Source organism: Rhizobium pantanalense (assembly GCF_030182525.1).
GTDB lineage: Bacteria > Pseudomonadota > Alphaproteobacteria > Rhizobiales > Rhizobiaceae > Rhizobium.
Genome location: NZ_JAQJCH010000005.1, coordinates 127,578 through 149,499, shown reverse-complemented (window position 1 = coordinate 149,499; position 21,922 = coordinate 127,578). Strand labels below are relative to the sequence as shown.

The window sequence follows — 21,922 nt, the reverse complement described above, 5'->3', positions numbered from 1 at the left end:
TCTCCCGATTTTCTGTCAGGGGTACATTATATAGAATAAAAGCCAGACAAGACAAATGGGTTGATCGCGCATGAATTTCGAGCATGACTTTGCCAGCGGTCTCATTCGCGCTACATGCAGCGACGCGATCGGTACGATTGCCATCGGCAACCCAGACCGAAAGAATGCCCTAACGGCTGCCATGTGGCGCGCCATCCCGCAGGCCGTGCGCATTTTGACCGACGAAGCCCATGCGCATGTGATTGTTTTGCGCGGCGCGGGCGCGGATTTTTCGGCCGGCGCCGATATCAGCGAATTCGACAGCGTGCGCAAGAATTCCGAGACCGCGGTCGCCTATGAGGCGCTGAACAGCCAGGCTTTCGAGGCTATCCGTCACTGCCGCGTGCCGACAATCGCCGCAATCCGCGGCATTTGCTATGGCGGTGGCTTCGGCTTGGCGGCGGCTTGCGATCTTCGAATAGCCGAACGGGGCGCGCGATTCTGCATGCCCGCCGTCCGCCTCGGCGTCGCCTATCCCGCCGACGCCGTGCAGGACATCGTCAACGCGCTCGGAGCGCAGATGGCCAAGGTCACGCTGTTTACCGGCGCACCCATGTCTGGCGAGAAGCTGGTTGCCGCTGGCTTTCTTCTGGAGGAAATCGACTCGGAGGCATTCGATGGCGAAGTCTCCGCCCTCGCCCATGCCATCGCCGCCAATGCACCGATCGCGCTGCATGCCTCGAAACTCGCCATCCGCGCCGTCATCGAGCAGAACGGCGACCTGCTGCGCGAAGCGGAAGTGATCGGCGCGGAGACATTCGACAGCGCCGATTATGCAGAGGGCCGCGCTGCCTTTGCAGAGCGGCGAAAACCACACTTCACCGGCAAGTGACTTAGCGCTGACCAAGGCGCTGATAGAATTCGAGAACCGCCGCTTTGAAGATCTTGTCGCCGACGGCGAGCATGTGATCGCGGTTCGGAATGTCGATGGCCTCGGCATTCGGCATCAATGCGGCCAGCTCCTGGCCCGAGCCGGCGATATCGTCCTTGGTGCCGACGGCGATCAGGGTCGGCGTCTCGATCCTTGCCACATCCTCTCTCGACGCCAGATCGCGTGAGCCCTGGATGCAGGCGGCCAGCGCCTGCCGATCGCTTTTCGTCTGTTCGGCAAAGGCCCGGAACATGCGCCCGCGTGCATGGGTGACATCATCGAGCGACGGCGCCACCAGCGCATCCGCAATCGGATCCCAATCGCCGACGCCCTCGACCATGCCGATGCCAAGACCGCCGAGAACCAGAGAGCGGACGCGATCCGGATGAGCGATCGCCATGAAGGTCGAAACACGCGCACCCATGGAATAGCCCATGACATGCGCCTCGGAGATGCCCAGATGATCGAGAAGGGCGACGGCATCCTCTGCCATGATCCACGGATGGTAGACATCGGCATCATAGAGCTTGTCGCTCGAGCCGTGGCCACGGTTGTCGATGGCGATCACGCGATAGCCCGCCTCGCCGAGCGTCTTCAGCCAGCCCGGATTGACCCAGTTGGCAATCGCCGTGGAAGCGAAGCCGTGAATCAGCAGCACTGGCGGGCCGCTCGGATCGCCGTCATCGAAAAAGGCAAGCTTCAATCCGTCTCTGATAAAATGGGACATCGAGGGAGCATTGAGATTCATGGCGTCGTCTTCACAAACTGGGTCCTGTTGGCGCCGGACCATATTTTATCGGCGATATCAAATGAACCCTATGCCTGCGAAAATCTCTGCCTCAAGCCGGACTTTCGCACTACACAATCGGGAAGAAGGATTATAAAGAGGGGCGACCAAGTCTGGCGCAACCATCATGCCGCTTAAGGCAAGACGCATTCGGAGATCATCATGGCCGGCCACAATATTCCCCATTTCCAGAACGACGGCGGACATCGCGTCATCGAAATCGGCGTGAAGGAATTCATGTGCACTGGCGCTTCGGTTCCCTATGATCATCCGCACATCTTCATCGACCTCGGCGACGAGAGCGAAAAGGTCTGCTCCTACTGCTCGACGCTCTTCCGCTACAATCCTTCGCTGAAGGCGGATCAGACGAATCCGGCCGGCTGCGTCTTCCATTTCAAGGCGGCCTGACGCCATAGCATCCGATCGGACATAGAAAATGCCGATCAAAGCAGCCGCAATCATCGGCGCCGGAATAGCCGGATTGACGGCGGCTCTGGCGCTGGCGAGACACGGGATTGCCTCCGACATTTTCGAACAGGCAGAGGTGCTGACCGAAGTCGGTGCGGGCCTGCAGATTTCGCCGAATGCCTCCCGCATCCTCGATACGCTCGGCGTGCTCGACGCGCTCAGACCGGTTTGGCTGGAGCCCGAGGAAGTCCGACTCGTATCTGGCTCGTCGCTGCGGCCGGTCGCCTCCATTCCCTGTGGAAAATTTGCCCGAGAGCGATGGGGTGCCCCCTATGGTGCCGCGCATCGCGCGACCCTGCAAAAGGCGCTCCTCAATGCGGTAACGGCCAATGACTTATGCAGGCTGCACCTCGGCCGGCACATCGATATCAAGGACAAGCAGACACTGGAAGAGAGCGCCGGAAGGGGATTCGATCTCGTCATCGGCGCAGACGGCGTGTGGTCGAAAGTGCATGCGATGGTGCCCAATGCGCCCTCGCCGCTCTTCTCCGGGAATATTGCCTGGCGCTTCTCCATTCCGCAGGCGGCGGCCCCGCCCCTGCTGGACAAGGCGAACGTCACGGCATTCCTCGGTCCTTCCAGCCACCTCGTCTGCTATCCCATCCGGGAAAATGCCGCCTTCAATATCGTCGCCATCGTCTCCGGCAGCAGCACAAGCCGCGATTGGGATGCGACTGGCAGCAAGGCGCAGCGCGAGCAGATGCTGCGCGGCTTTTCCGGCTGGAACGGTGCGATCCTGCAAATGCTGGAGGCTCAGGAGCAGACAAGCTTCTGGCCGCTCTACGAGATGAAGGACGGCCGGTGGCATAATGGTCGCGATACGATCCTGATCGGAGACGCTGCGCATGCGATGATGCCGTTTGCGGCGCAAGGCGCCGCCATGGCGATCGAGGACGCCTTCGAGCTTGCCGGCATGCTTTCGGGCCGCTCGCCGGCGGAAGCCTTCGAACTCTATGAAAAGCATCGCGCGCCACGGATTGCGCGCCTGAGGCAACGCGCCGCCTTCAATCAGTTCGCCTATCATGCCCGCGGCCCGATCCGGATCGCGCGCGACCTCGTTCTCTCCCTCCGCCCGCCGCAAAGCCTCGCGGCGGACATGGACTGGATCTACGGCTACCGCGCCATCGGTTGATCAAACCTCTTTGGCGGCGGCAAAGCCCTTTTCGATGTCCGCCTTGAGATCCGGCACGTCTTCGAGACCAACCTGCAGGCGAATGACCGGCCCCTCCGTCGGGACCTTGGTGACGCGACGGTCGTTGAGGTTGACGTGCAGGGCCAGACTTTCAAAACCGCCCCAGGAATAGCCGAGAGCGAAAATTCGCAAGGCATCGAGGAAGGCATGCGCCTTCGCCTTGAATTTCTGGGGATCGTCGACGGCCAGAACGAAGGAGAAAATCCCGCTCGCGCCCTTGAAGTCGCGCTTCCAGAGTTCGTGGCTGGGGAAACTCGGCAAGGCCGGATGCAAGACGCGAGCGACCTCCTCCCTATCTTCGAGCCACCGGGCGATAGCAAGCGCGCTTTCCTGATGCCGATCCAGGCGTACGCCCATGGTACGCAAGCCGCGCAGCACCTGATAAGCGTCGTCGGGCGCCCCACAAAGGCCGAGCTGACCGTGAGCGTCCAGCAACCGCTTCCAATGCGTCTCGTTGGCGGAAACCGTGCCCATCAAAATGTCGGAGTGACCGGCGGGGTATTTCGTCACCGCATGAATGGAAACGTCGACGCCATGGTCGAGCGGCTTGAAATAGAGCGGCGTTGCCCAGGTATTGTCCATGGTCACGACGCAGCCGTGACGATGAGCCGCCGCCGAGATTGCGGGGATATCCTGCACTTCGAAGGTGTTTGACCCCGGCGATTCCGTATGGACCAGCTTGGTGTTCGGCTTGATCAACCGCTCGATACCGGCACCAACCGACGGATCGTAATAATCGACCTCGACGCCGAGGCGCTTCAGCATGGTATCGCAGAAGAAGCGCGTGGGGCCGTAAACCGAATCAACGATCAGCGCGTGATCGCCTGCGGAGAGATAGGCGAGAAGCGGCACGGTGACCGCAGCAAGCCCGGAGGGTACGATGATCGTTCCCGCCGAACCTTCTAGCGCGTTCATTGCTTCGCATAGCGCATCCGTCGTGGGCGTGCCCCGTGTGCCGTAGGTATATTTCTGGTCATGCGTCTCCATCACGCGCGCATTGGGAAACAGCACCGTCGAGGCACGCACGACAGGTGGATTGACGAAGCCGTGATAGTCGAACGGCGAATTGCCGATATGGGACAAGCGCGTGTTGATGCCGGCGTTCGGCAGGTTTGTGTCTTTGTCTTTCATGTCAGGATATGCCTTTGGCGCTGTTGGAAGCTGGATTTGTGGCGGCCAAGTCCAGTGGGGTCAACCCCGATCATTCCAACGCCATACATTATTAGAAGGCTAAAATAACAAAAATGACGGCCAAAACCCAGTTTTCGCGCAGATTTTTGGCAAAATGCCGCTCATTTTGGCGCCAAATGCCCATTTTTCGCCCCCGAGAAGCAAAAATGCCGAATAAAACCGCAATAATTGGGGCGATCTCTTGACCGCTACACCATTTGCGACTGTGATAGCGCCACTCGCACCGAGAAAGGGAAGGAACACGGTTCTCCAGGAACCTGCTTCGGACGCGATACAGTTTAACTATAAAACAAATAGACAAAGGTAGGGAAAATGAAAAAGATTGCTCTCTCCGCATTCCTCGGAGTCGCAGCCTTGGCTTACACCGCGTCCGGCGCTTCGGCTTCGACGCTGAGCGACGTAAAGGCCAAGGGCTTCGTCCAGTGCGGCGTGAATACCGGCCTTCTCGGCTTTGCACAGCCGGACGCATCCGGTAACTGGGCCGGTTTCGACATCGACTTCTGCAAGGCTGTCGCTTCAGCTGTCTTCGGCGATCCGACCAAGGTGAAGTACACGCCTCTCAGCGCCAAGGACCGCTTCACCGCGCTGCAGTCCGGCGAAATCGACGTGCTTTCCCGTAACACCACCTGGACCATCAACCGCGACACCGCACTCGGCCTAAAATTCCGTCCGGTCACCTATTATGACGGCCAGGGCTTCATGGTTCGCAAGGAGCTGAACGTAAAATCGGCGCTCGAACTTTCCGGCGCGGCAGTTTGCGTCCAGTCCGGCACGACGACCGAGCTGAACCTGGCAGACTATTTCAAGACCAACAACCTGCAATACAATCCGGTCGTCTTCGACAAGCTCGAAGAAGTCAACACGGCCTATGATTCCGGCCGTTGCGATGTCTACACCACCGACCAGTCTGGTCTCTATGCACTGCGCCTGACGCTGAAGAACCCGGACGACAACGTCGTTCTGCCCGAAATCATCTCCAAGGAGCCGCTCGGCCCGGCCGTTCGCCAGGGTGACGATCAGTGGTTCAACATCGTCAGCTGGACGGCCTACGCGCTCGTGAACGCCGAAGAATTCGGCATCACCCAGAAGAACGTCGACGAGATGAAGAACTCGGCCAATCCGGACATCAAGCGCTTCCTCGGCGCAGAACAGGGTTCTACGATCGGCACCGACCTCGGCCTGACCAACGACTGGGCCTATAACATCATCAAGGGCGTCGGCAATTACGGCGAAGTCTTCGACCGCAACATCGGCGCAGGCAGCCCGCTGAAGATCGCTCGGGGTCTCAATGCTCTGTGGAGCAAGGGCGGCATTCAGTACGCACCGCCGGTGCGCTAAGTCGCAAAGAGCCTAGCTTTAAGAGAGAGGCGGCTTCGCCTCTCTCCCCTCAAGAAAACAAGCCTGAAACAGGCACATTGGGGAAAAATTCTATATGGCAATTACTGTAAACTCGCCTGAAGGCGGGCGCTCGGCACTATCGGCGGCGCTATACGACCCCAAAGTTCGGGGTGCCTTCTATCAGGCGCTCACTATCATCATTCTCGCGGGACTTTGCTGGTTTGTCGTCACGAACACCATCGACAATCTGCGCGCATTGAACCGCTCATTCGGCTTCGGCTTTCTGGAAGGACGCGCTGGCTTCAACCTGGGGCAAGCGCTGATTCCCTACTCCAGCGATTCGACCAATGCCACCGCCCTTCTCGTCGGCGTGCTGAACACACTCCTGATTTCGGTGGTCGGCATCGTCGCCGCGACCATCGTCGGCTTCCTCATTGGCATCGGCAGGCTTTCGCATAATTGGCTGATTGCAAAACTTTCCCAGGCCTATGTCGAAATCTTCCGCAACATCCCGCCTCTGCTCGTCATCTTCTTCTGGTATAGCGGTGTTCTGGTGCTGCTGCCGCAGGCGCGCGATGCCGTGCACCTGCCCTTCTTCAGCTATCTCAGCAATCGCGGCCTCGCCTTTCCGAGCCCGATCTTCGGCGCGGGCATGTGGGCCGTCGGTATCGCCTTTCTCATCGCCATAGCCGTCGTATTTTTCGTGGCGCGCTGGGCGCACAGGCGTCAGGCGGCAACCGGTCAGCAATTCCATACGATCTGGGTATCGATCGGCATCCTCATCGGCCTGCCGTTGCTGGTCTTCCTGGTAACGGGCATGCCGCTTTCCTTCGACTATCCCATTGCCGGCAAATTCAACCTGACGGGCGGCACGGTCATAGGTCCGGAGTTCCTTGCGCTTCTGCTTGCGCTGTCCCTTTATACCGCATCCTACATTGCCGAGATCGTACGTGCCGGCATTCGTGGCGTGCCGAAGGGTCAATCGGAAGCAGCAGGCGCACTTGGCCTTCGGGCGTCGGCGATCAACCGGCTGATCGTCATACCGCAGGCAATGCGCATCATCATTCCGCCGCTGACGAGCCAGTATCTCAATCTGATCAAGAACTCGTCGCTTGCCATCGCCATCGGCTATGCCGATCTCGTCGCCGTCGGCGGCGTGATCCTCAATCAGTCCGGCCGGGCCGTCGAAGTCGTCATCATCTGGATGATCATCTATCTCGCTTTGAGCATCGTGACATCGCTGTTCATGAACTGGTTCAACGCCAAGATGGCCCTGGTGGAGAGATAGGATGTCGAGCGTAGATCAACACTTCGTCAGCAAGGCGCTTCTCACGGCGCAGCCGGCACCCGCCAGTGAAAGAGGCGCGTGGCACTGGTTGAAAAAGAACCTGTTTGCCACGCCCAAGGACATTGTCCTCACCGTGCTTGCCATCACCTTCCTTGCCTGGGTGATCCCGCACCTGATCGACTGGCTGTTCCTAAATGCAGTCTGGAGCGGGACCGACCGCACCTTCTGCGCTACCACTGTTCAAGGCGGTACGCAGCCGGATGGCTGGAACGCCGCATGCTGGGCCTTTGTCCGCGCAAAATTCGCCATCTTCATGTTCGGCCTTTATCCGCCGGACGAGCGCTGGCGGCCCATCCTCGTCTGCATCCTGATGATCGCCAGCTTCGCTCCGTTGCTGATACCGTCGGTTCCCCGAAAGGGATTGAACGCAATCCTGGCATTCTTCGTACTGCCAGTTGTTTCGTTCTTCCTGCTCCACGGAGGCTTCGGCCTTGAGACGGTGGAAACGGAACGCTGGGGAGGCCTGCTGGTAACGCTGGTGATCGCTTTCGTCGCCATCGCAGTCTCGTTCCCGTTCGGCATCGTGCTTGCACTCGGCCGCCGTTCCAAGATGCCGGTCTTGCGCATACTGTGCGTGACCTTCATCGAAATCATCCGCGGCGTACCGTTGATCACCGTGCTGTTCATGGCGAGCTATATGCTGCCGCTGTTCATGCCGCAGGGCTGGACTGTCGATAAACTGCTGCGTGCCGTCGTCGGCGTCGCGATCTTCACCTCTGCCTATATGGCCGAAGTCATCCGCGGCGGCCTGCAGGCGATACCGAAGGGGCAGTTCGAGGGCGCCGACTCGCTCGGCCTCGGCTACTGGCAGAAGATGCGGCTGATCATCCTGCCGCAGGCGATCAAGCTGGTCATTCCCGGCATCGTCAACACCTATATCGGCATGTTCAAGGACACGTCGCTGGTTGCGATCATCGGCATGTTCGACCTGCTCGGTATCGTTCGTCAGAACTTTTCGGATGCGACTTGGGCAAGCGCTGTGACGCCGGTAACGGGTCTTGTATTCGCCGGATTCGTTTTTTGGCTGTTCTGCTTTGGCATGTCGCGCTATTCAGGTTTCGTGGAACGCCATCTCGACACCGGCCACAAGCGATAAAATTGAGGGAAATATAAAATGGCTGAAGCCCAATCGAAGAAAATGACCGTCTCCGAGACCGAGGTCGCGGTCGACATGATCAACATGAACAAGTGGTATGGCGACTTCCACGTGCTGCGCGATATCAACCTGAAGGTCATGCGCGGCGAGCGCATCGTCATTGCCGGTCCATCCGGCTCGGGCAAATCGACGATGATCCGCTGCATCAACCGCCTGGAAGAACACCAGAAGGGCCAGATCATCGTCGACGGGGTCGAACTCACCAACGATCTGAAGAAGATCGACGAGGTGCGCCGCGAGGTCGGCATGGTGTTCCAGCACTTCAACCTCTTCCCGCACCTGACCATTCTGGAAAACTGCACGCTGGCGCCGATCTGGGTGCGCAAGATGCCGAAGAAGCAGGCGGAAGAAATCGCCATGCACTTCCTCAAGCGCGTCAAGATCCCGGAACAAGCCAAGAAATATCCCGGCCAGCTTTCCGGCGGTCAGCAGCAGCGCGTGGCAATCGCTCGTTCGCTCTGCATGAACCCGAAGATCATGCTGTTCGATGAGCCGACGTCTGCGCTCGATCCGGAAATGATCAAGGAAGTGCTCGACACGATGGTCGGCCTTGCCGAAGAAGGCATGACCATGTTGTGCGTGACGCACGAAATGGGCTTCGCCCGCCAGGTCGCCAACCGCGTCATCTTCATGGACCAGGGCCAGATCGTCGAACAGAATTCGCCGAAGGAATTCTTCGACAACCCGCAGCATGAGCGCACCAAGCTGTTCCTCAGCCAGATCCTGCACTGATACGGGATCGATTGATTGAATGAACAAGACCCGCCGCTGCACCGCAGCCGGCGGGTTTTTCATAGGCCGATTTCAGCGATCGCCATCGGCGTTACGCAGAGGATATCGCGAGCTGTCTCCGCCTGATTGCCGCCTGGCAATTGGCAGCGCGAACAAGCGCTGTAGCGCTTCGCAAAAAACGAGATATATTCCTTGTCGCCGCTAATAACGCGGAATTCACGAGACGTCGGGGGAAGCGGGCCGTGAAAAAAAGCGACAGGATCATCGGCGGATTAGCTCTCTTGAGCGTCGCCATCATCGTCATCAAGCTGGCCGGAGCAATGTACGGCTATGACCTTATCCAGATGACGGTCGACACTACAAGGCCAAAAGCTGCCGGCGGCTGGCCGACGGTGGCGAACTGAATGCGAACAGCCAGAACAAAGCCTTTCGGCCCAAAGGTGTTACCTATGTCTTAGGTAAGCTCTGTTACCTATGTCTTCGGTATGGACAATCGGGAAAATGGCGACCCCTGCAGGATTCGAACCTGCGACCACATGCTTAGAAGGCAAGTGCTCTATCCAGCTGAGCTAAGGGGCCGTAGGGCCTGGCCGCACCTTTGGTGCGGCGGGCAACACATGCCTGAAACCGACACCAAACTCAATGGGCGGTGTTCAATAAGTGCCTGGCTTCAGTGAGTCCAGGGCTGGATACGATTGAAGCGGAAGTTGTCGGAATAGGACACCGTCTGCCGGATGGGATCCTTCGGCGGGATGACGCGGTAGTCGATGCCGTTGCGCTTGGCGTAGTCTTCCGCCTGCTCCTGCGTCTCGAACGTCAGCTTGAGCTGCTGGCGCATATCGCCAGACGACGTATAGCCCATGATCGGATCGATCTTGCGCGGCATTTCCTGATCGAACTCCAGAACCCAGATATTGGTTTTGGCCTTGCCGGATTGCATGGCGGTTTTTGCAGGACGATAAATCTTGGCAGGCATTGCTGCAGCGCCTCCGAATCAAGCGGGAATGATCCGCCTTCTTGCTTCTCTTGCCTTGGCGCGGTCCCTTGCAGGCCACGCGAACACGACTTTTGCTTAGCCGCGAATCCCTTTGTTTTCAAGCGAAAAGGCAGCCGTAACCAAGACGAATTCAATGACTTCAATGAAGGGATTTTAAATGGTCGGAGTGGAGAGATTCGAACTCCCGACCCTCTGGTCCCAAACCAGATGCGCTACCAGACTGCGCTACACTCCGTACCGTCAGCATGATCAAAATGTGATCATGAACTGATTTTGCGTACCGCCGAACGCTTATCCTGCGGAACGAGTGGGGAGATACACGGTTCATCTGCCCGCTGCAACAGATAAAATCTCGGCCGCCCATCATCCCCGATGAAATTTACTTGCCGAGCTTTGCCGAAATGGTGGCGCTCGTCACCGTATCGCCAACAGCAAGCCCGAGTTTGCGAACAATGCCGGCGTTCAGCTCAATGACATAGGCAACCGGCCCGCCAGAGCTGATGATCGCTTCAGAATAGGGCACGGCGTTTTCCTGGATATGAGTGACGACACCCTTCTGATCCAGAAACAGCATGTCGAGCGGCAACTTGGTGTTCTTCATCCACATCATGACGGGCCGCGGCGTGCCGAAATCAAACAGCATGCCGTGATCGGCCGGCATGTTGTCGCGATACATGAGGCCCAATTCGAGCTGTGGCGGCGTCAAGGCCAGTTCCACGGTGAATTTATGCGTCTGGCCCTTGGGCGATGCGATCGAAAGCGGTTCCGAATCGAAAGCCATCGACTGTTGCCCTGCGCTCTGTGCCGCGAAAGACGATGGAGCGATGGCCCCAACGAGAAAAAGCGCCAAAATGGCGCTTTTCGAAATTCCAAGAAATCCGGCTTTGTTCATGTCAATGTGGCCGCGTGACCGGGCTCGGCGCATCCGGATGGATTTCCGCCGCCATCAGGCCTTTTTCACCCGGTCCGAAGCGGACAAGAACCACCTGCCCCGGCCGCAGCTCGGCCAGGCCGAAGCGACGCAGCGTTTCCATATGCACGAAGATATCCTCGGTGCCCTCGCCGCGCGTCAGAAAGCCGAAGCCCTTGGTGCGGTTGAACCACTTGACCAGCGCGCGCTCCAGGCCACTCGTCGCCGTCACCTGGACATGCGTGCGAACAGGCGGCATCTGCGAGGGATGCACGGCCGTCGATTGATCCATGGAGAGGATCTTGAAAGCCTGATAACCGCGCTCCCGGCGCTGGATCAGCGCGACGATACGGGTTCCTTCGAGAATCGTCTGATAACCGTCACGGCGCAGACACGTCACATGCAGAAGCACATCCTGCATGCCATTGTCAGGCACGATGAACCCGAATCCCTTAGCGACATCGAACCACTTCACGACGCCTGAGATTTCGATGAGCTCGACGGTATCGCCGGACATCTCCTCGAAGTCGACAACTCCCTTCGATGAAATTCTGTCACCCATCCTAGTCAGCCCTCGATTACGCGTCACACTGTTACGGTTAACTGATTCCCTGATATCAAGATTAACATCTTGGTAACGGAAAAGCGCAAGTCCTAGTTTTCGTTTATTCCCACCCTAAGATTATTGCTCCAAGACTTGCGCGAAGCTGGTGCCCCGATCAAAGATCCGACCAGCTCGACATTAAGAGAGGAAATAGAATGCGTTATCTCCATACGATGGTCCGCGTCACCGATCTCGACGCCTCGTTGCATTTTTATAGCACCCTATTCGGGCTTACCGAAACCCGCCGCTACGAAAACGAGAAAGGCCGCTATACGCTCGTTTTCCTTGCGGCCGACGAGGATGCCGAATCATCCCGCAGCAACGGTGCTCCCAGCCTGGAACTGACCTATAACTGGGATCCGGAAGAATATAGCGGAGGACGCAATTTCGGTCACCTCGCCTATGAGGTCGACGATATCTACGCGACCTGCCAAAAGCTGATGGACAACGGCATCACGATCAACCGCCCGCCCCGCGATGGTCACATGGCTTTCGTGCGTTCTCCGGACGGCATTTCCATCGAGATCCTGCAGAAGGGCGCCAATCTTCCTTCGGCCGAGCCCTGGGCTTCCATGGCGAACACCGGCTCCTGGTAGGATCCAAGCTTTCGCGAGGCTTACGGCACGCGCGGAGCCATCCGTTTCGCGCTTGCCGCCCATGCCCATCCTCCGGCATGCTTGGACGACTCGAAGCATCATGCATCGGATATCGCGCGGTCATCGTTCCCAGTCGGCGCGCGCGGTATCGTTCGTCGTCCCTCACAGGAGGCCATTCCGATGCAAACCATTTTGCAGGGAACGTCCTATGTGCGATCAACAGATTTTATACGGCAGGAAGAAGCTAGCAAGCACAATTGCCGTTCTTGCCTCATTTGTGATGATTGCCGGCTGCGCGACCACAGCCAAAAAGCCGATCGAGACTTCGCAAGCTGCCCCTGTCGTGCCATTGACCGTGGCAGAACAGCTGGCAGCCGATATGAACAACAAGGCCGATGTCCGGCGCCGCAAGGCCGATGTCGCCTATCGCGATCCGATGGTCCACAGCGTCAATGGCACACGTCAGCAGATCGTCGCCCAGCAGAACCAGGCCCTCTATCCAGCGCCTGCGGCAGCCTCGACTGCGGATGGGCAGACCGGCATCGGTGGCCTGGTCACGCAGCCGACGGCCGTCAACGCGAACAGAAGCAGCATCTTCTCCGCTCCACCGCCGATCGCCGTCAATCCGGACGGGACGCTTGCCAAAACCCAAGCTGATGGCGGCCAGGCGATCACGCCGATGATGCGCAGCGTTTACAGCGCGCCACCAGCGACTATGCAGACGGCGGCGCCGCAGACGATGGACTCCGCCGCCGTGCCGAACGGCCGCACATCGGCCGACATGCTGCCACCACCCATCATTCGCAATGCAACCTCGCAGGCTTCGGGTTCGCCGCAGCCGATTGCCCAGGTGACCGCGTCGGGCGTTGCGGCAACGCCGAATCCGAATGTCCACGAATTGAACGGCAGACAGGCTGCCGCTCTGGCGCAGTTCATCGCATCGAAGAACCAGCCGCAGAACGGCAAGCTGCTGGTGCAGCCCGTGCCGGATGCAAATAGGCAATAAAAAGCCCGCGTTTCCAGGGAATCTTCGATATCGCCGGCAAGAGCCTGTTAAGTCTCACTTATTCAGCACCGGCGGCAGTTTCACCCATCTGTCATTTTTTCCACAAAAATGCAAAATTGCCGCTTGCGGGAATGAAATCACCCCGCTATAAGCGCGCCACACAACAGCTGAACGCGCCCTTCGTCTATCGGTTAGGACGACAGATTTTCATTCTGTAAAGAGGGGTTCGACTCCCCTAGGGCGTGCCACTGTTGTTCTTCCCCATAGTCGATTCATTTAAGCTACCGCTTGCGGACCAAATGGGCTATTCCTATCTGTAGCATGTCGCGCAAAAGTGTGCAGCGGTTTTGCGATGACGACATGCGAATAATCAAAAACCGAAAGCGCGAAAAGCGAATCTGAAAGATCGCGACACGTTTTCGGTCTTGCAGCATGCGCCCTTCGTCTATCGGTTAGGACGACAGATTCTCATTCTGTAAAGAGGGGTTCGACTCCCCTAGGGCGTACCAAAAGCGTGTCCCGAAGTTTTCCACAAGCACCTCGAAAAATCTTCGCTTAGTCATCGATTTTTCTGCGATTTTTCTCGTTTTTCCGCTTGCGGTAATGAAAGGTGCTGACTATAAGGGCGCCACAGCACGCGCCCTTCGTCTATCGGTTAGGACGACAGATTTTCATTCTGTAAAGAGGGGTTCGACTCCCCTAGGGCGTGCCACTGTTCTTCCTCTTAAATTGATGTTTTTGCTCGCTAAACGCTATTGTGCAGACGCGTGTCTGGCGTGATCTGCGTTACGGAGCTTTCGCCGCATCTGTAACGCGCAGCTGCACACGACGGCTACCCTGCCAGTGGTCGGCGCCGAGCGTGCCGGCGACATGGATCTGTGCGCCGCGCGATGACATCAGCAGATCGCCCAAGGGCGTCTCCGCCGCGCGGAAGGCAATGCCATCCACCCGGCCGCCATCTTGCGCCTCCAGCGTGATCTTGATGTGCGACTGGCCGACAAGGCGGGAATCGCGCAGGCGATGGCTCGGAAGCGCGAAGACGGGCTGTGGATGGCCCGAACCATAGGGACCGGCGGTCTCGAGCCTGTCGATCAATTCCACGGTCGCGCCGCTTGCGCCGAGCGCACCGTCGATCTTCAGCGTTTCGTTGGCAACGAGTCCGGCTACCTGCTTCTCCGCCTTCTCCGTGAAGAAAGCCCGCAGCTTTCCGAGGTTGCTTCTCTCCACAGTCAGGCCGGCTGCCATGGCATGGCCGCCGCCTTTGACCAGCAGACCGGCATCGACGGCGGCACGCACCATGCGGCCCATGTCGAAGCCATTGATAGAGCGGCCGGAGCCTGTGCCCTTGCCCATCGGATCGAAGGCAATGGCGAAGGCCGGCCGGCGGAATTTGTCCTTGAGACGCGATGCAATGAGGCCGACGATTCCCGGATGCCAGTTCTCGCGTGCTGTAACGATGACGGAGGCTCCGTCGCCATTGCCATATTCCGCCAGGGCCTCGGCCTCGGCCTCCTGCAGCATGGCGGCTTCCATGGCCTGCCGCTCACGATTGAGCTCATCCAGCTTCGCGGCGATCGTGTCGGCTTCGCCGCCATCGGCCAGCGTCAGCAGGCGTGCGCCAAGGGCTGCATCGCCGATGCGGCCGCCGGCATTAATGCGCGGACCGATCAGGAAGCCGAAATGATAGGGCGTGACGGGACCATTGAGACCGGCCTTGCGAAACAGCGCTGCGAGCCCAAGATTGCCCTGATGGCGGGCAGCGATGAGCCCCTTAACGACATAGGCGCGGTTGAGGCCCTTCAGCGGCACGACATCGCAGACGGTCGCGAGCGCAACGATATCGAGCCAGGCAAGCAGGTCGATCGAACGCACACGGGAATCACCGACCTCCCGCAGCAGCCGCAACGCCGCGACCAGAACCATGAAGACCACGCCAGCGGCACAGAGATGCCCCTGCCCCGAAAGATCATCCTCACGGTTCGGATTGACCAAGGCATGACAATGCGGCAGCTCGTGCGCCACCTGGTGGTGATCTATGACGACGACGTCGATATTGCGCGCCTTTGCCGCATCAAGCGATTCGAAGCTGGTGGAGCCGCAATCGACGGTCACGATCAGCGTCGCGCCATTGTCGATCAGCTGATTGATGGCGGTAGGATTAGGCCCGTAACCTTCGAAGATGCGATCGGGAATATAGATGCTGGCGGGAACGCCGAAATGGGTGAGGAAGCGATAGAGCAACGCCGAGGAGGCCGCGCCGTCGACATCATAGTCGCCGAAGATCGCGACTGTCTCGCCCTTCCTGATGGCGTGCAGGAGGCGCTGCGCTGCCTTCTCGCAATCGGTCAGCAAATGCGGGTCCGGCATCAGGCCGCGGATCGTCGGGTCGAGGAAAGCCATGGCTTCGTCCTGCCCGACGCCGCGCCCTGCAAGCACGCGGGCAATCAGCTCCGGCAGCCCATGCGTCTGCGCAATGGCGAGCGCCCTGTTCTGGCCGGCCTGATCGAGCCTGGATACCCAGCGATTGCCTGATACCGAGCGCTCGACACCCAGAAATGCCCGCTGAACTGGATCGACCGGTTGCTCCACCATCTCTCCCGGAATTTCAGAGCGGCGTCCCTTTGAGGCACGCCGCTGCTGGTCAGACTATTCTTTCGGCCGCTCGATGCGGATGACCTGTGGCTCGCCCACGAGATAGCCCTCGTTCTTGATCGAGGCAACCGCCTTGCGCACCGAATCCTCCGTCGTCGCATGGGTAACGAGGATGATCGTCTGGTGATCGGATGGCGCGAGATGCTGCTTCGAGCGCTGCACAATCGATTCGAGCGAAATATGGTTTTCCGCCATGCGGGTCGCGACGCTGGCGAAGACGCCGGTGCGGTCGAGAACGGTGAGGCGGATGAAATAGCCGCCCTCATGGCTCTGCATTTGCGCCTTGCGATAGGGCTCCAGCGCCTTGGCTGGATGACCGAGCACCGGCACGCGCTGTTCGCCCGGACGGCTCTTGGCGATATCGGCGATGTCGCCGAGGACGGAAGACGCCGTTGCGTTGCCGCCGGCACCGGGGCCGACCATCAGCAATTCGCCGAGAATATCGGATTCGATCGCCACGGCATTGGTGACGCCGTCGACCTGGGCGATGACCGAATCGAGCGGCACCATGGTCGGATGCACGCGCTGCTCGATACCGCTCTCGGTGCGCTGGGCAACACCGAGCAGCTTGATGCGATAGCCAAGATCGGCAGCGGCGCGGATATCCTCGATGGAGACGTTGGTGATGCCTTCAAGATAGATGTCGTCGGCCGCGATGCGATTGCCGAAGGCAAGCGTCGTCAGGATGGCAAGCTTATGAGCCGTATCGTTGCCCTCGATATCGAAAGCCGGATCGGCTTCGGCATAGCCGAGGCGCTGCGCTTCCTTCAGGCAATCGGCAAAGGACAGGCCCTCCTTCTCCATCCGAGTCAGGATGTAATTGCAGGTGCCGTTCATGATGCCATAGACGCGAGAAATCGTATTGCCCGTCAGCGATTCGCGCAGGGCCTTGATGACCGGAATGCCGCCGGCAACGGCCGCTTCGAAGTTGAGCAGGACGCCCTTCTCTTCGGCGATCTGCGCAAGCTCGACACCGTGATAGGCGAGCAGCGCCTTGTTGGCGGTGACGACATGCAGGCCGCGTGCAAGCGCTGCGCGCACCGCTGCGTTGGCCGCGCCTTCGGAACCGCCGATCAGCTCGACGAAAACGTCGATATCGGCCTTCTGCGCCAGATCGACAGGGCCGCCGAACCATTCGATGCCTGTCAGATCGATGCCGCGATCCCGCGTGCGATCGCGCGCCGTGACGGCGACGATCTTGACGGGACGGCCGCAGGTGACGGCAAGCTCGTTAGCGCGGCTCTGGATGATGCGGACGAGCGAGGCACCAACCGTGCCCAAGCCCGCAATGCCGATTTTGAGGGCATCTGCCATGGAAAATTCCTGATCAGTATTGGGAACGGCAGCCGCGGGAACGGCTGCCGCGCGATATTATGAACGGTGAGCGTTCAGCGAAATAACATTATGCATCGTCTCGTCCGCGGTGGAGAGGAAGCGCTTCAGATTGCGCGCCGCCTGACGGATGCGGTGTTCGTTTTCAACAAGCGCGATGCGGACATAATCGTCGCCCTGTTCGCCGAAGCCGATGCCCGGAGCAACCGCGATGTCCGCCTTCTCGACCAGAAGCTTGGAGAACTCCAGCGAGCCGAGATGACGGAACTTTTCCGGGATCTTCGCCCAGGCAAACATGGTGGCGGCCGGCGGCGGCACATCGAAGCCGGCTTTGCCGAAGCTGTCGACCAGAACGTCGCGGCGGCGCTTATAGATGTTGCGCACTTCGGCGATGTCGGAGCCGTCACCGTTGAGGGCGTGGGTCGCCGCCACCTGGATTGGCGTGAAGGCGCCGTAATCGAGGTAGGACTTAACGCGCGTCAGCGCCGCAATCAGCCGCTCGTTGCCGACGGCAAAGCCCATGCGCCAGCCGGGCATGGAGAAGGTCTTCGACATCGAGGTGAATTCGACCGTCACGTCGATGGCGCCCGGAACCTCCAGCACCGACGGCGGCGGCGCGTCGTCGAAGTAGATTTCCGAATAGGCCAGATCCGAAAGCACGATGATGTCGTGCTTCTTCGCGAAAGCGACGACTTCCTTATAGAAATCCACCGTCGCGACGTAGGCCGTCGGGTTCGACGGATAGTTCAGGATGAGCGCCAGCGGCTTCGGGATCGAATGGCGCACGGCCCGTTCCAGCGGCGGGAAGAAGCTGTCATCCGGTTCGACCGGGATCGAGCGGATCACACCACCTGCCATCAGGAAGCCGAAGGCATGGATCGGATAGGTCGGGTTCGGGCAGAGGATCACGTCGCCGGGCGCCGTGATCGCCTGCGCCATATTCGCAAAGCCTTCCTTGGAGCCGAGGGTGGCGACCACCTGCGTATCGGGATTGAGCTTCACGCCGAATCGACGCGCATAATAGGCGGCCTGGGCACGACGCAGGCCCGGAATGCCTTTGGAGGAGGAATAGCGATGCGTGCGCGGGTCCTGGACCACTTCGCACAGCTTGTCGACGATCGCCTTGGGGGTCGGAAGATCTGGATTGCCCATGCCGAGGTCGATAATGTCCGCCCCGCCCGCTCGCGCGCTCGCTTTCAAACGGTTGACCTGTTCGAAAACGTAGGGCGGCAAACGCCGGACTTTATGAAACTCTTCCATTTCTTTCCCCATGGGACAGCGGCCCTCAAAACCGCGCTGAAGTTCGTTGATCTCCCGGCCAGCCGCGATACGAACTTGGGACTCGCGGCGCCGTATTCATGCTATCTCGAAAGATAAGGTGAATCTTGGGCGCTTATGCACGCAAAATGCAATCCGCCGGCCAGATACATCCAAATTCAGCCTATCCGAACGCTTTGCGTCCAAATCGCCTGAAACGCAAGGCTAATTCTGCGTTGAGGCAGGCTGCGTGCCGCCCTCTTTCTGAATTTCCTGCAGCGTATCCTGCCCATGTTCGGCAGCGAGCTTGCGCATCTCGGCGACGCGCCTCTGATACTCGGCCTCGGAGATCGTGCCGGCCTTGCGCTGCGATCCAAGAGCCGTCAGCTGCTTGACCAGATCCCCAGCCTGCTGATCGTTGATCTGGACGTTCGCAGCGGTCGGCGGCGCATTGAAGGAAGGATAGCCATCCTTGTAAAATTGCTGCGTGCTGGTTTCCACGACCGGCGTGCCCTTGGCGGGCTTTACGATGACAGCCTGAGGCGGTTGCTTGCGCTTGGCGAAGGCCGCCTTTTCCTCGGGTGTCGAGCAGCCCGCGAGCGTCAATGCGAGAATTCCGCACATTGCACCGCAGAGTACGGAATACCGGTTCAGTCTTGCCACCATGCCGCCGCCCATAATTGTCTTCCTGCGCTATTCCTTGCTGTGGGTTGCGACTGTTAAATTTGTCGCAGCAGCAAAGCAAGAGCAGGGTTGCGTTTCATTCGACTTGTATTCCTTTTCCCGCAAGATGTACAAATGGAAAACAAGACACGAGCTGCCGCCGGGAGGATGATGCGTGACCGACAGCAAGCGGGACAAAAATGAAGGCAACGGCGGCTTTCCCGGCTTTGATCCAAAGTCAGTCGAGCCTTACATCGTCAGGGATCCCGAAGCGATGGCCGTCAACTTTGCCCGTGCGCTGGAAAATCTCGGCAAGGCAGCCTCGGCCTGGCTTGCGCCGCGCGAACGCGGCGAGAAGGTCGATACGGTTGCCGATCCCTTCACCGACATGGTCAAGACGCTATCCAAGGTCGGAGAATACTGGCTTTCCGATCCCCGCCGGACGCTGGAAGCGCAGACTCACCTGCTTTCCGGCTATTTCGGCCTGTGGACGAAAACCATGCAACGCCTCAGCGGCGATTCGTCCGCCGAGCCTGAAGCCGAACCGGTCAAGGACAAGCGCTTCGCCGATGAGGACTGGCAGAAGAACCCCTTTTTCGACTTCCTGAAGCAGACCTATCTTCTGACATCAAATTGGGCGGAAAAGCTGGTCGGCGAAGCGGAAGGGCTGGACGAGCATACACGCCACAAGGCGGCGTTCTACACGAAGCAGATCACCGCCGCCTTTTCGCCAACCAATTTTGTCGCGACCAACCCGCAGGTCTATCGCGAGACCATCGCCTCCAATGCCGAGAATCTCGTGCGCGGCATGAAGATGCTGGCGGAGGATATCAGCCTTGGCCATGGCGAGTTGCGCCTGCGTCAAACCGACATGACGAAATTCGCCGTCGGCCGCGACATGGCGCTGACGCCAGGCAAGGTGATCGCGCAAAGCGATGTCTGCCAGGTGATCCAATACGAACCGGCGACTGACAAGGTGCTGAAGCGGCCACTGCTGATCTGCCCGCCCTGGATCAACAAATTCTACATTCTCGACCTCAACCCACAGAAATCCTTCATTAAATGGTGTGTGGAGCAGGGTCACACCGTCTTCGTCATTTCCTGGGTGAACCCCGACCATCGTCATGCGGCGAAGGACTGGACCTCCTATGCCCGCGAAGGCATCGATTTCGCACTCGAAACGATCGAAAAGGCGACGGGCGAGCAGGAGGTCAATGCCGTGGGATATTGCGTCGGCGGCACACTGCTGGCGGCGACGCTCGCCCTCCATGCCAAGGAAAAGAACAAGCGCATCCGCACGGTAACCTTCCTGACGACGCAGGTCGATTTCACCTTTGCCGGCGATCTGAAGGTTTTCGTCGACGAAGAGCAGATTGCAGCACTCGAAGAGCAGATGAACGTGCTCGGCTATCTCGAAGGCTCGAAGATGGCGACGGCCTTCAACATGCTGCGCGCCTCCGAACTGATCTGGCCCTATTTCGTCAACAACTATCTGAAGGGGCAGGAACCCCTGCCCTTCGATCTCCTGTTCTGGAATGCCGATTCGACCCGCATGGCCGCGGCCAACCATTCATTCTACCTGCGCAACTGCTACCTCAACAATGCGCTGAGCCAGGGCAAGATGGTGCTCGACGGCAAGTCGCTGTCGCTGAAGGACGTACGCATCCCGGTCTACAATCTGGCAACGCGCGAGGATCATATCGCGCCGGCCAAATCCGTCTTCGTCGGCAGCCAGTATTTCGGCGGTCCGGTGGAATTCGTCGTGACCGGCTCCGGTCACATCGCCGGCGTCGTAAACCCGCCTGACAAGCACAAATACCAGTTCTGGACGGGCGGCCCGACCGGCGGCGACTATGAGGATTGGCTCGCCGGGGCAAAGGAGACGCCTGGCTCATGGTGGCCGCATTGGCACACCTGGATCCTCGCGCAAGACCATCGCATGACGGCTGCGCGCAAACCCGGCGGCAAAGCCCTCAATGCGCTTGAGGAGGCACCCGGCAGCTTCGTCATGGAACGGGCGTAAACCGTCACCAATCATGCAATTTCCTTCGCCTCTCGTCCCTGCCCGCCTGATTTCCCGCTACAAGCGCTTCCTCTTCGATGCCGAGCTGGAGGACGGCACCTTCATCACCGGCTCCTGCCCCAATACCGGCTCGATGCTTGGGCTCACAACGCCCGGTTCGCGCATCTGGCTTTCCGAGCACGATGGCGCGATGCGAAAATACCGTCATGTCTTCGAACTGATCGAAGCCGATGACACGACCGTTGGCGTCAACACCGCCATGCCGAACCGCATTGCAGCCGAAGCGATCGCGCTCGGACAGGTCTCCGATCTCGGCGATTATACGGCTGTCAAGCGCGAGCAGAATTACGGCCGCAACTCCCGCATCGACCTGCTCTTGACCGACCCTTTGCGGACAACCACCTATGTCGAGGTGAAAAACGTCCATTTCATGCGACAGCCGGGCCTTGCGGAATTTCCCGACACGGCGACAGCCCGCGGCGCCAAGCATCTGGAAGAACTCGGCGATATGGCCGAGGCCGGCTACCGCTCCGTCATGTTGTTCGTGATCCAGCGCAATGATTGCCATCGCTTCCGGATTTGCAGCGATCTCGATCCGGTCTACGCCAGGGCCTATGATCGCGCTTTGAAGCGTGGCGTCGAGGTCTATGCGCTGAAATGCAGGGTTTCGCCGACGGAAATCGCGCCTGCCGGGTTGATCCCGATAGACGAACCCGGCATAGCTGCATTAGAACAGTTTAAGATCTCTACCAAAGGCTAG

The 21,922-nt window shown here is 59.2% G+C and carries 21 protein-coding genes and 5 tRNA genes; 15 read left to right on the top strand and 11 right to left on the bottom strand.

What is annotated here, in order from left to right; translation table 11 throughout:
* Positions 1-70: 70 nt before the first annotated feature.
* Positions 71-871 carry an enoyl-CoA hydratase-related protein gene (locus PH558_RS14830; protein WP_113409211.1) on the top strand — a complete coding sequence of 267 codons (801 nt, stop codon included), beginning with the start codon at positions 71-73 and terminating at the stop codon, positions 869-871.
* A gap of 1 nt (position 872) precedes the next feature.
* Here the strand turns inward: PH558_RS14830 and PH558_RS14825 are convergent, their stop codons facing one another.
* Complete coding sequence (locus tag PH558_RS14825) at positions 873-1,658, bottom strand: alpha/beta fold hydrolase (protein WP_285205096.1); 786 nt, start codon at positions 1,656-1,658, stop codon at positions 873-875.
* A 201-nt stretch (positions 1,659-1,859) separates the two neighbouring features.
* Here PH558_RS14825 and PH558_RS14820 point away from each other — a divergent pair, with 201 nt between their 5' ends.
* The gene (locus PH558_RS14820; protein ID WP_069612293.1) at positions 1,860-2,105 is read left to right on the top strand and encodes a zinc-finger domain-containing protein; all 246 of its coding nucleotides are present in this window, start codon (positions 1,860-1,862) and stop codon (positions 2,103-2,105) included.
* Positions 2,106-2,133: 28 nt separating this feature from the next.
* On the top strand, positions 2,134-3,297 hold the full coding sequence (locus PH558_RS14815; RefSeq protein ID WP_285205095.1) for an FAD-dependent monooxygenase: 1,164 nt from the start codon (positions 2,134-2,136) through the stop codon (positions 3,295-3,297).
* Here PH558_RS14815 and PH558_RS14810 read toward each other — a convergent pair whose 3' ends face one another.
* On the bottom strand, positions 3,298-4,488 hold the full coding sequence (locus tag PH558_RS14810; RefSeq protein WP_113409214.1) for a cystathionine beta-lyase: 1,191 nt from the start codon (positions 4,486-4,488) through the stop codon (positions 3,298-3,300).
* A 372-nt stretch (positions 4,489-4,860) separates the two neighbouring features.
* On the opposite strand from PH558_RS14810, the gene PH558_RS14805 reads away from it, so the two are divergent.
* The 5 genes from PH558_RS14805 (at position 4,861) to PH558_RS14785 (ending at position 9,526) form a co-directional block, all read left to right on the top strand.
* On the top strand, positions 4,861-5,886 hold the full coding sequence (locus PH558_RS14805; RefSeq protein WP_095434788.1) for an amino acid ABC transporter substrate-binding protein: 1,026 nt from the start codon (positions 4,861-4,863) through the stop codon (positions 5,884-5,886).
* Between the two features lie 94 nt (positions 5,887-5,980).
* Complete coding sequence (locus PH558_RS14800; protein WP_095434787.1) at positions 5,981-7,174, top strand: amino acid ABC transporter permease; 1,194 nt, start codon at positions 5,981-5,983, stop codon at positions 7,172-7,174.
* A gap of 1 nt (position 7,175) precedes the next feature.
* Entirely contained in the window at positions 7,176-8,330 is a 1,155-nt protein-coding gene (locus PH558_RS14795; RefSeq protein WP_095434786.1) for an amino acid ABC transporter permease, read from the top strand.
* Positions 8,331-8,348: 18 nt separating this feature from the next.
* Positions 8,349-9,122, top strand: a complete 774-nt coding sequence (locus PH558_RS14790; protein WP_095434785.1) for an amino acid ABC transporter ATP-binding protein — start codon at positions 8,349-8,351, stop codon at positions 9,120-9,122.
* Between the two features lie 242 nt (positions 9,123-9,364).
* The gene (locus PH558_RS14785; RefSeq protein ID WP_285205094.1) at positions 9,365-9,526 is read left to right on the top strand and encodes a hypothetical protein; all 162 of its coding nucleotides are present in this window, start codon (positions 9,365-9,367) and stop codon (positions 9,524-9,526) included.
* Between the two features lie 98 nt (positions 9,527-9,624).
* Here PH558_RS14785 and PH558_RS14780 read toward each other — a convergent pair.
* The 5 genes from PH558_RS14780 to PH558_RS14760 form a co-directional block, all read right to left on the bottom strand.
* Positions 9,625-9,701 (bottom strand) — tRNA-Arg (locus PH558_RS14780).
* Between the two features lie 91 nt (positions 9,702-9,792).
* Positions 9,793-10,098, bottom strand: coding sequence for an ETC complex I subunit (locus PH558_RS14775; protein ID WP_069612065.1), 306 nt, complete (start codon positions 10,096-10,098; stop codon positions 9,793-9,795).
* A 179-nt stretch (positions 10,099-10,277) separates the two neighbouring features.
* Positions 10,278-10,354, bottom strand: a tRNA-Pro gene (locus PH558_RS14770).
* Between the two features lie 144 nt (positions 10,355-10,498).
* Entirely contained in the window at positions 10,499-11,011 is a 513-nt protein-coding gene (locus PH558_RS14765; protein WP_285205093.1) for a DUF192 domain-containing protein, read from the bottom strand.
* Position 11,012: 1 nt separating this feature from the next.
* The gene (locus PH558_RS14760; RefSeq protein WP_015339721.1) at positions 11,013-11,591 is read right to left on the bottom strand and encodes a cold-shock protein; all 579 of its coding nucleotides are present in this window, start codon (positions 11,589-11,591) and stop codon (positions 11,013-11,015) included.
* A gap of 197 nt (positions 11,592-11,788) precedes the next feature.
* On the opposite strand from PH558_RS14760, the gene PH558_RS14755 reads away from it, so the two are divergent.
* From PH558_RS14755 to PH558_RS14735, 5 genes are all read left to right on the top strand, one after another.
* On the top strand, positions 11,789-12,229 hold the full coding sequence (locus tag PH558_RS14755) for a VOC family protein (RefSeq protein WP_069612062.1): 441 nt from the start codon (positions 11,789-11,791) through the stop codon (positions 12,227-12,229).
* Positions 12,230-12,437: 208 nt separating this feature from the next.
* Positions 12,438-13,235, top strand: coding sequence for a hypothetical protein (locus PH558_RS14750; RefSeq protein ID WP_285205092.1), 798 nt, complete (start codon positions 12,438-12,440; stop codon positions 13,233-13,235).
* A gap of 173 nt (positions 13,236-13,408) precedes the next feature.
* Positions 13,409-13,483 (top strand) — tRNA-Glu (locus PH558_RS14745).
* A 186-nt stretch (positions 13,484-13,669) separates the two neighbouring features.
* Positions 13,670-13,744: transfer RNA gene (locus tag PH558_RS14740), tRNA-Glu, on the top strand.
* 128 nt (positions 13,745-13,872) lie between these two features.
* A tRNA-Glu gene (locus PH558_RS14735) sits at positions 13,873-13,947 on the top strand.
* A 74-nt stretch (positions 13,948-14,021) separates the two neighbouring features.
* Here the strand turns inward: PH558_RS14735 and recJ are convergent.
* The 4 genes from recJ to PH558_RS14715 form a co-directional block, all read right to left on the bottom strand.
* A complete protein-coding gene (gene recJ, locus PH558_RS14730) occupies positions 14,022-15,827 on the bottom strand; it encodes a single-stranded-DNA-specific exonuclease RecJ (RefSeq protein ID WP_483314158.1) in 1,806 nt (601 codons plus the stop codon).
* Between the two features lie 54 nt (positions 15,828-15,881).
* Positions 15,882-17,201 carry a homoserine dehydrogenase gene (locus PH558_RS14725; RefSeq protein ID WP_075852477.1) on the bottom strand — a complete coding sequence of 440 codons (1,320 nt, stop codon included), beginning with the start codon at positions 17,199-17,201 and terminating at the stop codon, positions 15,882-15,884.
* Positions 17,202-17,258: 57 nt separating this feature from the next.
* Entirely contained in the window at positions 17,259-18,479 is a 1,221-nt protein-coding gene (locus tag PH558_RS14720) for an LL-diaminopimelate aminotransferase (protein ID WP_285205091.1), read from the bottom strand.
* A gap of 222 nt (positions 18,480-18,701) precedes the next feature.
* Entirely contained in the window at positions 18,702-19,154 is a 453-nt protein-coding gene (locus PH558_RS14715) for a gas vesicle protein GvpG (RefSeq protein ID WP_113409215.1), read from the bottom strand.
* Positions 19,155-19,314: 160 nt separating this feature from the next.
* Between PH558_RS14715 and phaC the strand changes: the two genes are divergently transcribed.
* Together phaC and sfsA are read left to right on the top strand one after the other, a co-directional pair.
* The gene (phaC, locus tag PH558_RS14710; protein WP_113409216.1) at positions 19,315-21,162 is read left to right on the top strand and encodes a class I poly(R)-hydroxyalkanoic acid synthase; all 1,848 of its coding nucleotides are present in this window, start codon (positions 19,315-19,317) and stop codon (positions 21,160-21,162) included.
* 13 nt (positions 21,163-21,175) lie between these two features.
* Complete coding sequence (gene sfsA, locus PH558_RS14705; RefSeq protein ID WP_113409217.1) at positions 21,176-21,922, top strand: DNA/RNA nuclease SfsA; 747 nt, start codon at positions 21,176-21,178, stop codon at positions 21,920-21,922.

Excerpts from the sequence above, each read along its gene's own strand:
- PH558_RS14810 (WP_113409214.1), bottom strand. The coding sequence starts at position 4,488 with ATGAAAGACAAAGACACAAACCTGCCGAACGCCGGCATCAACACGCGC.
- PH558_RS14775 (WP_069612065.1), bottom strand. The coding sequence starts at position 10,098 with ATGCCTGCCAAGATTTATCGTCCTGCAAAAACCGCCATGCAATCCGGC.
- PH558_RS14805 (WP_095434788.1), top strand. The coding sequence starts at position 4,861 with ATGAAAAAGATTGCTCTCTCCGCATTCCTCGGAGTCGCAGCCTTGGCT.
- PH558_RS14830 (WP_113409211.1), top strand. The coding sequence starts at position 71 with ATGAATTTCGAGCATGACTTTGCCAGCGGTCTCATTCGCGCTACATGC.
- PH558_RS14820 (WP_069612293.1), top strand. The coding sequence starts at position 1,860 with ATGGCCGGCCACAATATTCCCCATTTCCAGAACGACGGCGGACATCGC.
- PH558_RS14720 (WP_285205091.1), bottom strand. The coding sequence starts at position 18,479 with ATGGAAGAGTTTCATAAAGTCCGGCGTTTGCCGCCCTACGTTTTCGAA.
- PH558_RS14750 (WP_285205092.1), top strand. The coding sequence starts at position 12,438 with ATGTGCGATCAACAGATTTTATACGGCAGGAAGAAGCTAGCAAGCACA.
- PH558_RS14765 (WP_285205093.1), bottom strand. The coding sequence starts at position 11,011 with ATGAACAAAGCCGGATTTCTTGGAATTTCGAAAAGCGCCATTTTGGCG.
- PH558_RS14790 (WP_095434785.1), top strand. The coding sequence starts at position 8,349 with ATGGCTGAAGCCCAATCGAAGAAAATGACCGTCTCCGAGACCGAGGTC.
- recJ (WP_483314158.1), bottom strand. The coding sequence starts at position 15,827 with ATGGTGGAGCAACCGGTCGATCCAGTTCAGCGGGCATTTCTGGGTGTC.
- PH558_RS14825 (WP_285205096.1), bottom strand. The coding sequence starts at position 1,658 with ATGAATCTCAATGCTCCCTCGATGTCCCATTTTATCAGAGACGGATTG.
- sfsA (WP_113409217.1), top strand. The coding sequence starts at position 21,176 with ATGCAATTTCCTTCGCCTCTCGTCCCTGCCCGCCTGATTTCCCGCTAC.
- PH558_RS14795 (WP_095434786.1), top strand. The coding sequence starts at position 7,176 with ATGTCGAGCGTAGATCAACACTTCGTCAGCAAGGCGCTTCTCACGGCG.
- PH558_RS14715 (WP_113409215.1), bottom strand. The coding sequence starts at position 19,154 with ATGGGCGGCGGCATGGTGGCAAGACTGAACCGGTATTCCGTACTCTGC.
- PH558_RS14755 (WP_069612062.1), top strand. The coding sequence starts at position 11,789 with ATGCGTTATCTCCATACGATGGTCCGCGTCACCGATCTCGACGCCTCG.
- PH558_RS14800 (WP_095434787.1), top strand. The coding sequence starts at position 5,981 with ATGGCAATTACTGTAAACTCGCCTGAAGGCGGGCGCTCGGCACTATCG.
- PH558_RS14815 (WP_285205095.1), top strand. The coding sequence starts at position 2,134 with ATGCCGATCAAAGCAGCCGCAATCATCGGCGCCGGAATAGCCGGATTG.
- PH558_RS14760 (WP_015339721.1), bottom strand. The coding sequence starts at position 11,591 with ATGGGTGACAGAATTTCATCGAAGGGAGTTGTCGACTTCGAGGAGATG.
- PH558_RS14725 (WP_075852477.1), bottom strand. The coding sequence starts at position 17,201 with ATGGCAGATGCCCTCAAAATCGGCATTGCGGGCTTGGGCACGGTTGGT.